Origin of the sequence: Geopseudomonas aromaticivorans, from assembly GCF_019097855.1 — a bacterium.
Classification (GTDB): Bacteria; Pseudomonadota; Gammaproteobacteria; order Pseudomonadales; family Pseudomonadaceae; genus Geopseudomonas; species Geopseudomonas aromaticivorans.
On sequence record NZ_JAHRGL010000062.1, the window covers coordinates 173,963 to 188,632 of the forward strand.

The 14,670-nt window shown below is 69.1% G+C and carries 10 protein-coding genes; 3 read left to right on the plus strand and 7 right to left on the minus strand.

The window, feature by feature from the left end; translation table 11 throughout:
* The first annotated feature begins 36 nt into the window (after nucleotides 1–36).
* Nucleotides 37–957 carry a transcriptional regulator MetR gene (gene metR, locus KRX52_RS18115; RefSeq protein WP_217683128.1) on the plus strand — a complete coding sequence of 307 codons (921 nt, stop codon included), beginning with the start codon at nucleotides 37–39 and terminating at the stop codon, nucleotides 955–957.
* Nucleotides 958–968: 11 nt separating this feature from the next.
* Here the strand turns inward: metR and KRX52_RS18120 are convergent, their stop codons facing one another.
* Both KRX52_RS18120 and KRX52_RS18125 read right to left on the minus strand, forming a co-directional pair.
* Nucleotides 969–1,412 (minus strand): 5-methylcytosine restriction system specificity protein McrC, encoded by a 444-nt coding sequence (locus tag KRX52_RS18120; protein ID WP_254797661.1) that lies wholly within the window; start codon nucleotides 1,410–1,412, stop codon nucleotides 969–971.
* 59 nt (nucleotides 1,413–1,471) lie between these two features.
* Nucleotides 1,472–2,383, minus strand: a complete 912-nt coding sequence (locus tag KRX52_RS18125; RefSeq protein WP_217683130.1) for a prenyltransferase — start codon at nucleotides 2,381–2,383, stop codon at nucleotides 1,472–1,474.
* A 215-nt stretch (nucleotides 2,384–2,598) separates the two neighbouring features.
* Between KRX52_RS18125 and KRX52_RS18130 the strand changes: the two genes are divergently transcribed.
* On the plus strand, nucleotides 2,599–5,736 hold the full coding sequence (locus KRX52_RS18130) for a transglycosylase domain-containing protein (RefSeq protein ID WP_437439717.1): 3,138 nt from the start codon (nucleotides 2,599–2,601) through the stop codon (nucleotides 5,734–5,736).
* Nucleotides 5,737–5,739: 3 nt separating this feature from the next.
* Nucleotides 5,740–7,554 carry a gamma-glutamyltransferase family protein gene (locus tag KRX52_RS18135; protein ID WP_217683132.1) on the plus strand — a complete coding sequence of 605 codons (1,815 nt, stop codon included), beginning with the start codon at nucleotides 5,740–5,742 and terminating at the stop codon, nucleotides 7,552–7,554.
* Nucleotides 7,555–7,558: 4 nt separating this feature from the next.
* On the opposite strand, the gene KRX52_RS18140 is transcribed toward KRX52_RS18135, so the two are convergent.
* From KRX52_RS18140 to putA, 5 genes are all read right to left on the minus strand, one after another.
* A complete protein-coding gene (locus tag KRX52_RS18140; protein WP_217683133.1) occupies nucleotides 7,559–7,783 on the minus strand; it encodes a VF530 family protein in 225 nt (74 codons plus the stop codon).
* Nucleotides 7,784–7,864: 81 nt separating this feature from the next.
* Nucleotides 7,865–8,725: an FHA domain-containing protein gene (locus tag KRX52_RS18145; RefSeq protein ID WP_217683134.1), complete on the minus strand. Its 861-nt coding sequence runs from the start codon at nucleotides 8,723–8,725 to the stop codon at nucleotides 7,865–7,867.
* Between the two features lie 50 nt (nucleotides 8,726–8,775).
* Nucleotides 8,776–10,500, minus strand: a complete 1,725-nt coding sequence (locus tag KRX52_RS18150) for a serine/threonine-protein kinase (RefSeq protein WP_217683135.1) — start codon at nucleotides 10,498–10,500, stop codon at nucleotides 8,776–8,778.
* A 17-nt stretch (nucleotides 10,501–10,517) separates the two neighbouring features.
* On the minus strand, nucleotides 10,518–11,306 hold the full coding sequence (locus KRX52_RS18155; RefSeq protein ID WP_217683136.1) for a PP2C family protein-serine/threonine phosphatase: 789 nt from the start codon (nucleotides 11,304–11,306) through the stop codon (nucleotides 10,518–10,520).
* 188 nt (nucleotides 11,307–11,494) lie between these two features.
* Entirely contained in the window at nucleotides 11,495–14,659 is a 3,165-nt protein-coding gene (putA, locus tag KRX52_RS18160) for a bifunctional proline dehydrogenase/L-glutamate gamma-semialdehyde dehydrogenase PutA (RefSeq protein WP_217683137.1), read from the minus strand.
* Between the last annotated feature and the right edge of the window lie 11 nt (nucleotides 14,660–14,670).

Sequence of the window (14,670 nt, forward strand, 5' to 3'; positions counted from 1 at the left end):
GATGCGCCGCGCGCACCTCTCCCTGCCGAGTCCATCATGATCGAACTGCGCCACCTGAAGACCCTGCATGCCCTGCGCGAATCCGACAGCCTGGTGGAAGCCGCCGAGCGCCTGCACCTGACCCAGTCCGCCCTCTCCCACCAGTTCAAGGAGCTCGAGGAGCGCCTCGGCCTGTCGCTGTTCGTGCGCAAGACCAAGCCGGTGCGCTTCACCAGCGCCGGTCTGCGCCTGCTGCAGCTGGCGGACGCGATCCTGCCGCAACTGCGCAGTGCCGAGCGCGATCTCGCGCGCCTCGCCGGGGGCACTGCGGGCCGCCTGCACATGGCCATCGAATGCCACAGCTGCTTCCAGTGGCTGATGCCGACCATCGACCAGTTCCGCGATGCCTGGCCGGAGGTCGAGCTGGACCTGGCTTCCGGCTTCTCCTTCGCCCCGCTGCCGGCGCTGGCGCGCGGCGATCTCGACCTGGTGGTCACCTCCGACCCGGTGGAGCTGGCCGGCATCACCTACGTGCCACTGTTCACCTACGAGGCGCAGCTGGCGGTGGCCAACCAGCATCCGCTGGCGAGCAAGGCCTACGTCACCGCGGAGGACCTGGCCGGCGAGACGCTGATCCACTACCCGGTGGAACGCGACCGCCTGGACATCTTCACCCGCTTCCTCGACCCCGCCGACGTCGAGCCGGCCGGCATACGCACCGCCGAGCTGACGGTGATGATGCTGCAGCTGGTGGCCAGTGGTCGCGGGGTGAGCTGCCTGCCCAACTGGGCGCTGCACGAGTACAGCTCGCGCGGCTACGTGACGGCGAAGAAACTCGGGGAAAAGGGCCTGTATGCGACCCTGTATGCGGGGATTCGCGCGGACATGCTGGATGCGCCCTTCATGCGCGACTTCCTGCTCACCGCCAAGGACACCTCGTTCGCCACCCTTGAGGGGGTGAGTGCGGCGCGGGGGTAACAGCGGGCGCTTCAGCAACCCAGCGGCAAACCCACCCGTTCGCCACCGAGCAACTCGCCTGCCAGCAGATCGAACGGCAACACCCACAGCCTCAACTGCTCGGAAAAGGCGAAAGGCTTCAGCGGTTCACGGAAACGCTCGGTCCGCGGATAGATCAGCGCCATCTCGCCCTGCCCCTGCAGGTGGGTCTGGCCGTAGGCATACAGCTGGTAGAAATCGGCCTGGCTCAGTCCGTAATTGCGCTCGCGGGCCGCGGCGTCGATCAGCTTCCACTTGCTGTCCAGCACCCAGGTTCGCCCCCGATGCTCCAGCAGCAGATCGGGCTTGAGGCGGAACATCGGCTCGTCACGGTGGGTGCACAGGGAATGCCTGGAGCGCTGGGGCAACAGCTTCGCGCCGCTCGGCAGCTGTTTGCCCAGCAGCACCTCGACATGCCGCTCGAACAGCCGCTCCATAGGGAAACAATCTCGGCGGCTATCTTGCTGCAGATCGATCAGGCAGCAGCATCGCCCGCTCAGCCACCCACCAGCATCCCCACCGCCATCAACAACGGCGTCGCCACGCTCACCGCCACGTTCAAGCCCATCGCCGGTAGCAGGCATTCCAGGTCGTCGGCATCGCGGCGCAGCAGCCACCAGGCGCGCAGCGCCGGCAGGGCGCCGAGCAGGCCGGCCGCGGCGCCGGCAGGCAGCCAACCGGCCAGCACGCAGACCAGCAGGCCAGCGAAGGCCAGCAGCCACTGCACGCCGAGCACCTGCACCGCACCAGCACGGCCGAGCAGCATGGGCAAGGTCAGACGGCCGACCGAGCGGTCGGCCTCGATGTCGGGGAACTGGTTGAGCAGCAGCAGGTTGTTGCACAGGAAGAACGGCACCAGCGACAGCAGTGCCGCGCTGAGGCTGATCTGCCCGGCGAGGACGACCTGGGTGCCGAGCACCATCAGCGGGCCGAAGCCGAGGCCCGGCGCCAGCAGGCACAGCCACGGGCGGCGGGTCAGCCAGGGGGTGTAGGCAAGCACCAGCGCCAGGCCCACGGCGCCGAGCGGGGCCAGGCTCCAGACCAGTGCCGGTTGACGGATCAGGAAGTACAGGCCGATGGCGGTTGTCAGCCCCACCGCGCCAAGGCCCAGCCACTGCGCGACATCGACGTATTGCGGCTGGGCCACCAGGGTACCGCTGCCGCCGCTGAACGGGGTGCGCCGGGTCTGCTGGTCGAGGCCGCTGCGATAGTCGCTGTATTCGTTGAGGGCATTGACCCCGGCGTGGGCGGCCAGGGCACCGAGCAGTACCAGCAAGGCGTCGGCCACGAAGCCGCCGTCCAGATCGCGCGTTTGCAGCGCCGCGGCGATGCCGAGCGCCACGCAGGTCAGCGCCAGCAGCAGAAAGCGCCCGCGAATCACTCCCAACCAGTGCAGTTTGCCCGCCATCCCTGTCCCTCCCGGTTTCAGATTGCCGCATAATCCGCTCCCGCGTCACAGACGGGGTCGTCAGTCATTTCCCTCGGTCGCAGCGCCTGCATGTGGTGCTCCGAACTCTGGGGCCGGCATGATATCGCTCTGTGTGACAGCTCGCAGGCGACCGCTGGTGAATACGGCTAAGCTGTTGTCAATAATCGATAAATGCCGTCATGGATACAGACATCATGGGCGCCCCCGAGCAGACCTCATCCGCCGCCGATCAACCCGTACGCTCGCAGGCCCTGCAGGCCTCGCTGAAAACCAGTCGGCGCCGGATATGGGCCGTGCGCGGGGGATTCACCGTGGTCCTGCTCGGCTGCGCCGCCGCCGGCGCCCTGTGGGCGGCGCGCGAAGCGCAGACCTCGGAGTGGCAGTCGCGCCTGCTGGGGGACTGGTCGGCCCGCCTGCAATACCGGGTCGAGCCGGGCCCCAGCGATGCCATCCGCTATCCGCAGCAGGGGCCGTTCGACCAGCGCCTCGGCTATGTCGGCCTGCCGGAGTTCATCCGCCGCCTGAACAACCAGGGTTACGTGGTCGCCAGCCAGGCACGCTTCTCCACACCGCTGCTCGAGTACACCGATCACGGCCTGTATCCGCCGTTTCGCGAGAAGACCCGCGCCGGCATCGACATCAGCGACTGCCGCGGCGAGCCGATGTTCGATTTCCGCCACCCGCAGCGCTACTACGAAAGCTTCAACGACATTCCGCCGCTGGCCGTGCAGAGCCTGCTGTTCATCGAGAACCGCAACCTCCTCGACACTGAGCGCCCGCATCTCAATCCCTCGGTCGATTGGCCGCGCTTCCTCAAGGCGGCCTGGAGTCAACTGGCCCGCCGGCTGGACGCCGATACCGACTCCGCTGGCGGCAGCACCCTGGCCACGCAGATCGAGAAGTTCCGCCACTCGCCGGACGGGCGCACGCCCAACGCGGCGGAAAAGCTGCGGCAGATGCTCTCGGCCAGTGTGCGCGCCTACCGCGAAGGGCGCGAAACCCTGCCGCTGCGCCGGGAGATCGTCCACGACTACATCAACAACGTGCCGCTCTCCGCGGCGGGCGGTTACGGCGAGGTGCATGGCATCGGCGACGGCCTGTGGGTGTGGTTCGGCGCCGACTTTGCCCGCAGCAACCGGGCCCTGCGCAGCAACTCCGATGCCAGCCTGGCCGAGCGCGGCCTGGCCCTGCGCCAGGTGCTGGCGCTGATGATCGCCCAGCGCCGGCCGTCCTGGTATCTGAACAACGGCCGCGTCGAACTGGCCGAACTGACCGACAGCCACCTGCGCGTACTGGCCGGCGCGGGGGTGATCAGCGCGGCCCTGCGCGATGCCGCGCTCGGCCAGCAGCTGACGTTCCGCAACATGGCCACCGATCCGGCGCTGCCACCGGTAGCCAGCGACAAGGGCATCAACGCCGTCCGCACCCGGCTGGTGCGCCAGCTCGGCACGCAGCTGTATGACCTCGACCGCCTCGACCTCGCGGTCGACGCCACCCTCAATCAGCCCCTGCAGCAGGAAGTCAGCAACTACCTGGGCAAGCTGACCGACCCGGTGTTCGCCGAGCAGGTCGGCCTGTTCGGCGAGCGCCTGCTGAGCCCCGCGTTGACCGCGGATGTGCGCTACAGCTTCACCCTGTTCGAGCGCGGCGCCAACGGCAACCGCGTGCGCGTGCAGACCGACACCACCGGCCAGCCGTTCGACATCAACGAGGGCAGCAAGCTGGAGCTGGGCTCCACCGCCAAGCTGCGGGTGATGGCCACCTATCTGGAAATGGTCAGCGAACTGCACGATCACTACGCCGGCAAGACGCCGGCCGAGCTGCGCAGCCTGGCCGAGCAGGTCAACCCCCGCGACAACCTCAGCGTGTGGGCGCTGGACTACCTGCGGGTCAATCCGCAGGCCAGTGTGGAAGAAATGATCGACGCCGCGCTGGAGCGCAAATACTCCGCCAGCCCCGGCGAAACCTTCTTCACCGGCGGCGGCGCGCACACCTTCAACAACTTCCGCAAGGAGGACAACGGCCGCCGACCGACCATGCGCGAAGCGCTGCGCGAGTCGATCAACCTGCCGTTCGTGCGGCTGTTGCGCGACGTGGTGCGCTACAGTACCTACAACATGGCCAACAACAGCGCGCAACTGCTGACCGATGACCAGGATCCACGCCGCCGCGAGTACCTGACCCGCTTCGCCGACAAGGAAGGTACGGTGTTCCTGCGGCGCTTCTGGAGCAAGTACCGCGACAAGCCCCCGCAGGAGATGTTCGAAACCCTGCTCGAGGGCCTGCGCCTGAGCCAGTCGCGCCTGGCCGCCATCCATCGTTACCTGTACCCGCAGGCCAGCCTCGAAGAGTTCGCCCAGGTCATGCAGGCCCACCTCGGCAAAAAGCTGATGCCGCCGCCGAAGAAACTCGAGGACTACTACTATCGCTACGGTCCCGGGGCCTTCAACCTGCCCGACCAGGGCTACATCGCCCGCGTGCACCCGCTGGAGCTGTGGCTGATCGGCTACCGCATGCAGAATCCGCAGGCCGACTTCAGCGCCGCCGCCGAGGCCAGCCGCGACGAGCGCCAGGAGGTTTACAGCTGGTTGTTCAAGACCCGTCACCGCAGCGCCCGCGACAGCCGCATCCGCACCATGGTCGAGGTCGAGGCATTCACCGACGTGCACCAGCGCTGGGCCCGCCTGGGCTTCCCGTTCGATCACATGGTGCCCTCGCTGGCCAGCGCGCTGGGCAGCTCCGGCGATCGCCCGGCGGCACTGGCCGAGCTGATGGGCATCATCCTCAACAACGGCGTGCGCCTGCCGACGGTACGCATCGACAACCTGCACTTCGCCGCCACCACGCCCTACGAAACCCGCCTGGAGCGCGAGCAGACCAGCGGCGAGCGGGTCATGCGTCCCGAAGTGGCCACGGCGCTGCGCAGCGTGCTCGCCGAGGTGGTGGAAAACGGCACCGCGCGCCGCCTCAAGGGCGTGCTGCTGCAAGCCGATGGCCAGCCGCTGATGGTCGGCGGCAAGACCGGCACGGGCGACAACCGCCTCGAGACCTTTACCCGCAGCGGCTGGGTGAGCAGTTCGACCGCGCGCAATCGCACCGCCACCTTCGTGTTCTTCCTCGGCCCGCGGCACTTCGGTACGCTGACCGCCTATGTTGCCGGCGAACAGTCGGAACGTTTCACCTTCACCTCGGCGCTGCCGGTGCAAACGCTCAAGGGCATGATGCCGCTACTGCAGCCCTACCTGCTGGCCGAAGCCACCGCCTGCCAGGCACCCAAGAAGGGCGCCGCTGCGGAGCAGATGCACGCCTCGCTGAGTCAGCCAAAGGAATAAGCCGTGATCCCGCGTCCCCCCAAGCGGCTGCGCTGCGTGCTCGGCCTGGGCGTCAGCCTGCTGCTCGCCGCCTGCGCCCGCCACCAGGCGCTCCCCCTGGAAATCCGCCCGATCCAGCCGGAGGCCGCCAGCGGCCACCAGGCCAAGCCCGGCTGGCAGCTGCAGCACTACGCCGTGGCCGCCGCCAATCCACTGGCCGCCGAGGCCGGCCGGCAGATCCTGCAAGCCGGCGGCAGTGCCGTGGACGCGGCGATCGCCGTGCAGATGGTGCTCGGCCTGGTGGAGCCGCAGTCCAGCGGCCTCGGTGGCGGCGCGTTCCTCCTGCACTGGGACGGCCAGCGCCTCGACGCCTGGGACGGCCGCGAAACCGCGCCGGCCGATGCTGACGAGCAGATGTTCCTGCAAAGCGACGGCAAGCCGATGGCCTTCATCGACGCCGTAGTCGGCGGCCGCGCGGTGGGCGTGCCCGGCGTGCTGAAGATGCTCGAGAGCGCCCATCGCGCCCATGGCAAGCTGCCCTGGGCGGTGCTGTTCGTCCCCGCCATCGAGCTGGCCGAACAGGGCTTCGCCATCAGCCCGCGCCTGCACCAGTTGCTCGCCGCCGACCAGTACCTGCGCCAGGATCCGAGCGCCGCCGCCTTCTACTACCGTGCCAATGGCGCGCCGCTACCGGTCGGCCAGGTCCTGCGCAACCCGGCGCTGGCCGAGATGCTCAGGCGCATCGCCCGTCACGGCAGCGCGGCCTTCTACGCGGGGCCGGTGGCCCAGGCCATGGTGGCCAAGGTCCGCCAGCACCCGAGCAACCCCGGGCGCCTGCAACTGGCCGACCTGCAGCACTACCAGCCGCTGCGGCGCGAGGCCCTGTGCCAGCTGTGGCTGGCGCAGTACCGCGTCTGTGGCTTCCCGCCACCCTCCTCCGGGCAGCTGACGCTGATGCAGATTCTCGGCCTGCTCGAACAGCTGCCACCCCAGCAAAACCCGCTGGTGGACGGCCGCCCCTCCGCGGCCTTCCTGCACCGCTACAGCGAAGCGGCCAAGCTGGCCTTTGCCGATCGTGCCCAGTACATCGCCGACCCGACCTTCGTCGCGCCGCCGGCCGGCGACTGGCGCAGCCTGCTCGCCCCGGCCTACCTGAAACAGCGCGCGACGTTGATCGGCGAGCGGAGCATGGGCACCGCCAGCCATGGCGTTCCCGGCGGCACACCGCTGGCCTGGGCGCCGCAGGCGGCGCAGGAGGAGTACGGCACCAGCCACGTCAGCATCGTCGATGCCGAAGGCCATGCGCTGGCGATGACCAGCAGCATCGAGCAGGCCTTCGGCGCGCGCCAGCTCAGCGACGGCGGCACCGGTCTGCCCGGCGGCTTCCTGCTCAACAATCAGCTCACCGACTTCGCCCTCGCCCCGCGCGATGCGCAAGGCCGGCCGGTCGCCAACCGCGTCGAGCCGGGCAAGCGCCCGCGCTCGAGCATGAGCCCGACCCTGGTGTTCGATGCGAAAAACGGTGAGCTGCTGGCCAGCCTCGGCTCGCCCGGCGGCGCGGCGATCATCCACTTCACCGCCAAGACCCTGCTCGGCCTGTACCCGTGGCAGCTCGATGCCCAGCGCGCCATCGACCTGCCCAACTTCAGCAACTTCAACGGCCCGACCGTGCTGGAGCAGGGGCGTTTCCCGCCCGCCACGCTCGAGGCGCTGCGCCGGCTGGGTCACGAAGTCGGCGAGAGCGAGCTGCCCAGTGGCCTGCAGGCCATCCAGCGCACGCCGGACGGCTGGTTCGGCGGCGCCGATCCGCGCCGCGAGGGGGTGGTGCTGGGCGAATGAGGCCTCAGCCTTGTTGCTGACGCAACTGCACGTACAAGGCTTCCACCTTCTCCCGCGCCCAGGGCGTGCGGCGCAGGAAGGTCAGGCTCGACTTGATGCTCGGGTCGCTCTTGAAGCAGCGGATATCGACGCGCTGCGCCAGTCCGTCCCAGCCATGCTGCGCCACCAGCTCGGTGAGCAGGGCCTCGAGGGTGATGCCATGCAACGGGTTCTTCTGCGGTTGGGTCATGATCGGCCTGGCCAAGTAGCTATCGGACAAAGAGGGCGCGCAGCATAACCCAGCCCCCGCAGTTGCGAGGAGTCGCCCCCGTCAGCGAACCAGCAACACGCCCGCCGCAGCCGCCGCCACCAGCAGGCCCCCCGCCAGCAACGCAAGCTTGAGCAGGTTGGCGTCGGCCTTCGCGGCCGGGGGCGCCGCCGCTTCGGCCTGCGCCGCGGCGCGCAGCGGATTGGCCGTCGGCGCACGGCCAGCCGTCTGAGGCTTGTCCGCTTTCGGCAGGTCGACGGCCTTCATGAACTGGGTGGCGTCCTCATCCTCCTCCGCCTCCTCGTGCGCTCGAGCCCCCACCTTGGGGCCGATCACCAGCAGGGTCACCGACCCCATGCGCACCTCGTCACCAGGTGTCAGCACCGCGGTGTCGACCTTCTGCCGGTTGACGTACACGCCATTGGCCGAGGCCAGGTCCTTGACCTCCAGCACATCGTCCTTGAGGAAGAATTCGCCGTGCCGGCGCGACAGTTCAGGATCGCCAAAGCACAGCTCGCACTTGCTCGAACGGCCGACGCCCAGGCTGCCCGGCTGGAGGTGGAACTTCTTGCCCACCTGCTCGCCCGAGTTCACCTGCAGATACCAGCGCACCGTGGCGTCGGGGCGCACCACGGCCTTGCCCGGATCAAGCAGCAGCAGCTCCACGGAGCCGATGCGCAGCTGGTCCTCGGGGCGCAACTGGTACTGGGTGGTGATGCGCTGACCGTTGACGAAGGTGCCGCCGGCGCTGTCGCAGTCACTGAGAAAGTAGTGGCCGTCACGCTGGATGATCTCGGCATGGAAGGCGCCGATCCCAGGCTCGGCGAGCACTAGCTGGTTGCGCCGGTCCTCGCCGATGCTGAAGCGCTCTTCGACCAGCCAGATGGGGGCCTGACGACCGTCCTTGAAATGCAGTTTGAGCATATGAAGCCTGTCCTGTTCACGTTCCGCCAATGATCATGGCGGCATGCCTGTCAGTTACCGAATAGATTGGTCCACACCCGCTTGATCGGATTGCTCTGTTCCTGCTGCTGCGCGGGCTGCGGCGACGTCGGCCGGCTGGCCTGGGATGCCTTGGCGGCACGCGCCGAACTCAGCAACGCCTGGTGTTCGTCGCGCATCCTGAGCAGCTGCGGATGCTGCGGCTCCACCTGCAGGCCGTTGTCGATCATCGCCAGGGCACCGGGAAAGTTGCCCTTGCGGTAGGCCGCATTGGCCAGGTCGCGATACAGCATGGCGACGCGCTGCAGACCGGCGACGGCCTGCTCGTGCCCCGGCACCCAGTCGAGAATCTGCCGGTAGTAATGCACCGCACTGTCGTCTTCGGGCTGCAGCAGACGCTGCTCGCCGATGCTCTGCTCGGCGCGGGCGAGGTTGGCGGCGATGCGCGCCTCCAGCACCCGGCGCAGACCGTCAAGAGCGCCGGCATTGCCGGCGTCCAGGAGCAGGGCCTGGTTGAAGTAATGGTCGGCGCTGTCCTGCACCGGCTCCAGCAGCAGGCCCTCGCCCAGGCGCTGTTCGCCCAGCGCGAGGAAGCCGGCGATGCGCGCGCCCTTGACCCGCTCGAGACCGCCCAGGGCGGCCTGGTTGCGCGCGTCGATCGCCAGCACCGCGCGGAAATAGTGCTCGGCGCTGCCCTCTGCCGGCTCCACCAGCTGTCCGGCGGCCAGACGCTGCTCGGCCTGGGCCAGCAGGTCGTTGATCTGGCGCTGCTGCTGCCAGTACAGGCCACCGGCGGTCAGGGTGACCAGCAGCGCCAGCACACTGAGCAGCATCGGCAGCACCGACTTGCGCGGTTTGGCGGCCTGCGCCGCCTTGACCTGGGGCGGAGCCAGCGGGGGCTCCGCGCGCGTGGCGGTCAGGCCGACCGCCGGGCCAATGCGGGTTTCGTCCGGATCGGTCAGTTCGACCTGGTCCAGCGCCGCCAGCAGCGCCCGGCAGTCTGCAAAGCGCTGCTCCGGGTCCTTGGCCAGCATGCGTTCCAGCAGCGCCTGGCAGCCCGCCAGGGCCGCCGGCAGGGCCGGTGCCGGCATCTGCACGTGGTTCATCACCGTCTGGGTGTAGTTGCCGCCGCGGAAGGGATTGCTGCCGGTGAGCATCTCCAGCAGGATCACCCCCAGGCTGTAGATGTCGCTGCGCGCGTCCAGCGGCAGGCACTGCGCCTGCTCCGGGCTGCTGTAGGCCGGGCTGCCGACGGCGATGCCGAACTGGGTCAGCTCGCTGTCGAGGTCGAGGTCCTTGGCCACACCGAAGTCGGTGAGCACCGCGGTGCCGTCGCCGCGGAACAGGATGTTGGCCGGCTTCACGTCGCGATGCACCAGGCCCTTGTCGTGCACCACAGCCAGGCCGCTGGCGATCTGGCGGACGATGGCCAGCGCGCGCTCCGGCGCGAACAGTTCACCCTTGTGGCGGGCCAGGTCGCCACCGGGCAGGAACTCCATGGCCAGGTAGTGGCGGCCATCGGCCAACTGGTCAATGTCGTAGATGGTGATGATCGAGGGGTGATGCAGAGAGGCGACCAGATGCCCCTCCTTGATGAAGCGCTGGATGAAGGCCTGGTCTTCGGACTTGCTGAGAATCTTGATCGCCACCTTGCGCTGCAGCGACTGCTGGGTGGCCAGGTGGACTTCGGCCATGCCGCCCTTGCCGAGCGGGCCGTGCAGGGTGTAGCCGGGAATTACGAGTGCGCTGTCGCTCATGGGAGGGGGACGCCGAATCAGGATTTTGCGGGTTTCAACAGTTTGTCGAGAAAGCTGCGCGGCCGCTCTTCGGCGGGCGCTGGCGCCACCAAGGCCAGCACGATGCAGGAGATGTTGTCCTTGCCACCCTTGCGGTTGGCCGACTCGACCAGATCGTCGACCAGGGCATCGAGGGTGGCGGCGCTGGCGCACAGCTGCTGGATCTCGGCATCGCTCAGTTCGCCGGTCAGGCCGTCGCTGCACAGCAGCAGCAGCTCGCCACTGCCCAAGCGTCCGTGCAGCTGATCGACCTGGAGTTCCTGGTCAGCCTGGCCGAGACACTGGGTGACGATATTGCGCCGGGGGTGGCAGCTCGCCTCCTCCGCCGTCATCCGCCCGGCATCGACCATCGCCTGTACCCAGCTGTGATCGCGACTCAACTGCTCGATGCCGCTGGCGCCCACCCGGTAGGCGCGGCTGTCGCCGACCCAGGCCAGCTGGAAATCGGCACCGGAAAAGCACACGGCAACCAGGGTGGTGCCCATGCCGCGCTGGCTGTCATCCTGGCTGGCCGCGGCGAGAATCGCGGCATTGGCGCCATGGATGGCACCCAGCAGATCCTCGCCACGACGCAGCTGGCTTTGCAGGGTCTTCAGCGCCAGGGCACTGGCCACCTCGCCGCGCTGGTGGCCGCCCATGCCATCGGCCACCGCCCACAGGTTGAACCGCGGGCAGCACAGGATGGCGTCTTCGTTGTGCTGACGCACCCGACCGACGGCCGTCAGCGCCGCGTATGCCGGGCCTGAAGCGGAATGCGTGATGGACATGCGCGAAGGGGCTCTCGACAGGGCGTTGACGGTAAGGAATGGGGCCGGGCAGCCGGCGGATGATGGCCGGCGCACAGGATAACCGGGCCCCGCCGGCCGGAGTGTGGACTGCTTGGCACAATGCAGGTGAGGCAAGCACAGCGAGCTGTGCTGGCGGCGTGCCACAGATCACGCCGTGCGGTGCCCGATCAGTCGTTGCCCAGCGCCAGCAGCGCGGCGTTGCCGCCCACCGCCGCGGTGTTGGTGGCGGTGCAGCGCTCGCTGACGAAGCGCAGCAGGTAGTTTGGCCCCCCGGCCTTGGGACCGGTACCCGACAGACCGAGACCGCCGAACGGCTGCACACCCACCACCGCACCGATCTGGTTGCGGTTGACGTAGAGATTGCCGACCCGCGCCAGCCGCTCGATACGCCGCACGGTGTCGTCGTTGCGGCTGTGCACGCCGAGGGTCAGGCCGTAGCCGGTGGCGTTGATCGCCGCGACCACCTGCTCCAGCTCGCCGGCGGCGTAACGCACCACGTGCAGCACCGGGCCGAAATGCTCCCGCTCCAGCGCATGGATGCCCTCGATCGCGAAGGCCACCGGGGCGACGAAGTGGCCGTCCAACCCGGAGGGCAACGGCGTCTCGGCAATCAGGCGGCCCTCGCCCTTGAGCCGGTCGATGTGCGCCAGCAGGGTCGCGCGCGCCTCGCCGTCGATCAGCGGACCGACATCGGTGGCGCGCCGATCGGGCGGACCGACCCGCAATTCGGCCATGGCGCCGGCGAGCAGCTCGAGCACCCGCGGGGCGATGTCCTCCTGCACGTAGAGCACGCGCAGTGCCGAACAACGCTGGCCGGCACTGGTGAAGGCGGACTGCACGGCATCCTTGACCACCTGCTCCGGCAGGGCGGTGGAGTCGACGATCATCGCGTTCTGCCCGCCGGTCTCGGCGATCAGCACAGCGAGGGGCCCTGGCTTGTCCGCCAGCTGGCGGTTGATCAGCCGCGCGGTTTCGGTGGAGCCGGTGAAGCACACCCCGGCGAGTCGCGCATCGCTACAGAATGCCGTCCCCAGCGTGGCGCCATCGCCAGGCAGCAGGGCCAGCACCGCGGGCGGCAGACCGGCCTCCAGCAGCAACTCGACGGCACGCATGGCGATCAGGCTGGCCTGCTCGGCCGGCTTGGCCAGCACCGTATTGCCGGCCACCAGGGCAGCGGCAATTTGGCCGAGGAAGATCGCCAGCGGGAAATTCCACGGGCTGATGCAGGCGAACACGCCGCGCCCTTCGTAGAACAGCTCGTTGCGCTCGCCGGTCGGCCCCGGCAGTTCGCCGCGCAGCAGACGCTCGCGAGCCAGCGCGGCGTAGTAGCGGCAGAAGTCCACCGCCTCGCGTACCTCATCGAGGCCATCCTGCAGGGTCTTGCCGGCCTCCAGGCAGCACAGCGCCAGCAGCTCGGCGCGGTGCGCCTCCAGCAGGTCAGCCAGGCGCTCGAGCAGCGCCGCGCGCTCGGCCACCGGGGTGGCGCTCCAGCGCGGGAAAGCGGCCGCCAGCCCGTCCATGACCGCCGGCACCTGAGCCGCGTCGGCCCACTGCAGCGTGCCGACCAGCCGCTGCCGATCCCACGGGCAGTGCACCGCCTGCCCGCTGCCGGCCAGGCGCTGACCGCCGAACAGCGGCGCGGCCTGCCATTGCCGCCCGAGCTGCGCCTGCAGGGCCTGCTGCAGCGGCTGCCATTCGCTGGCGATATTCAGGTTGATGCCTTGGGAGTTGCGCCGCGTCGCCCCGAACAGCTGCTCCGGCGCCACGATGCGCGGGTTGGCGCAGCGGGCGTGCTGGCGCAGGCGCTGCAGTGGATGCTCGATCAATGCCGCCACCGGCACCCGCGGGTCGACCAGCTGGTGCACGAACGAGGAGTTGGCACCGTTCTCCAGCAGGCGCCGCACCAGATACGGCAGCAGATCGCGATGCGCGCCGACCGGTGCGTAGATGCGCACGCTGCAGTGATGCTGCGCCAGCACCGCGTCGTACAGCGCATCGCCCATGCCGTGCAGGCGCTGGAACTCGAATTCGCGCGGCTCCTGTGCCTGCGCCGCCATGGCCAGGATGCAGCTCACCGTGTGCGCGTTGTGGCTGGCGAACTGCGGGTAGAGCACCCCGCGGGTGTGCTCGCTGAGCAGGAAGCGGGCGCAGGCCAGGTAGGCGGTGTCGGTGCCCTCCTTGCGGGTGAACACCGGATAGCCGCCCAGGCCGCGCTGCTGGCTGTGCTTGATCTCGCTGTCCCAGTAGGCGCCCTTGACCAGGCGCAGCGGGATGCGCACGCCCAGCTCGCGGCCGAGCAGGGTCAGCCACACCAGTACCGCCAGGCAGCGCTTGGAATAGGCCTGCACCACCAGGCCGAGTCCGTCCCAGCCACGCAGCTCCGGGTCGCGCAGCAGCTTGTCGAACAGTTCCAGCGACAACTCGAGGCGGTCGGCCTCCTCCGCATCGATGCTGATACCGACCTGCTGCGCGCGGGCCAGCAGCGCCAGCTCGCGCACGCTGGCGAACAGCTCGCTGAGCACGCGTTTGCGCTGCGCCGCTTCGTAGCGCGGATGCAGGGCGGACAGCTTGATCGAGATCGACGGCCGCGGCCCCGCACCGACCTGGGGCGCCTGCCCCACCGCCTCGATGGCCCGCCGGTAGTCGGCCTGGTATTTCCCGGCGTCGGCAGCGGTCAGCGCCGCCTCGCCGAGCATGTCGAAGGAATAGCTGTAGCCCCGCTCGCGCTGGGCGCGGCCGTTGTCCAGCGCCTCGTCGATGCTGCGGCCGAGGACGAACTGGTTGCCCATCAGCTTCATCGCCTGGCTCATCGCCGCGCGGATCACCGGCTCGCCGGAGCGCTGCAGCAGGTGGCGGATGACGCCGGACGGACGGCCGTCGCCCAGCGGCGGATTGACCAGCCTGCCGGTCAGCACCAGGCCCCAGGCGGCGAAGTTGACCAGCACGTTGTCGCTATGGCCCAGGTGCTGCTCCCACTGCGCGGCGCTCAGGCGGTCGCGGATCAGCGCGTCGGCGGTGGCGGCGTCCGGCACGCGCGGCAGGGCCTCGGCCAGGCACATCAGCATCAGGCCTTCGCGGGTGTCCAGGCTGTACTCGCGCAACAGGGCATCGAGGGTGTCGGTGGCGCTGTCGCGGCGGCGCACCACCTCGATCAGGCTGCGCGCCGCGTCGCGGATGGCCTCCATGCCGGCCGGCCCGGGATCGGCCAGCTGCATCAGCTCGCCGAGCCCGGCCTGTTCGTCCAGCGCGTAATGGGCACTGATGTGCGGAAAGAAGGCGGCGGCCGTCCCTTGCAGACAGGCACCATTGAGAATCTCAGCGGCCTTGAGCATCGCGTTCCCTC

Coding starts and splice junctions, on each gene's coding strand:
- KRX52_RS18130 (WP_437439717.1), top strand. CDS start 2,599: ATGGGCGCCCCCGAGCAGACCTCATCCGCCGCCGATCAACCCGTACGC.
- KRX52_RS18150 (WP_217683135.1), bottom strand. CDS start 10,500: ATGAGCGACAGCGCACTCGTAATTCCCGGCTACACCCTGCACGGCCCG.
- metR (WP_217683128.1), top strand. CDS start 37: ATGATCGAACTGCGCCACCTGAAGACCCTGCATGCCCTGCGCGAATCC.
- KRX52_RS18125 (WP_217683130.1), bottom strand. CDS start 2,383: ATGGCGGGCAAACTGCACTGGTTGGGAGTGATTCGCGGGCGCTTTCTG.
- KRX52_RS18145 (WP_217683134.1), bottom strand. CDS start 8,725: ATGCTCAAACTGCATTTCAAGGACGGTCGTCAGGCCCCCATCTGGCTG.
- KRX52_RS18140 (WP_217683133.1), bottom strand. CDS start 7,783: ATGACCCAACCGCAGAAGAACCCGTTGCATGGCATCACCCTCGAGGCC.
- KRX52_RS18155 (WP_217683136.1), bottom strand. CDS start 11,306: ATGTCCATCACGCATTCCGCTTCAGGCCCGGCATACGCGGCGCTGACG.
- KRX52_RS18120 (WP_254797661.1), bottom strand. CDS start 1,412: ATGGAGCGGCTGTTCGAGCGGCATGTCGAGGTGCTGCTGGGCAAACAG.
- putA (WP_217683137.1), bottom strand. CDS start 14,659: ATGCTCAAGGCCGCTGAGATTCTCAATGGTGCCTGTCTGCAAGGGACG.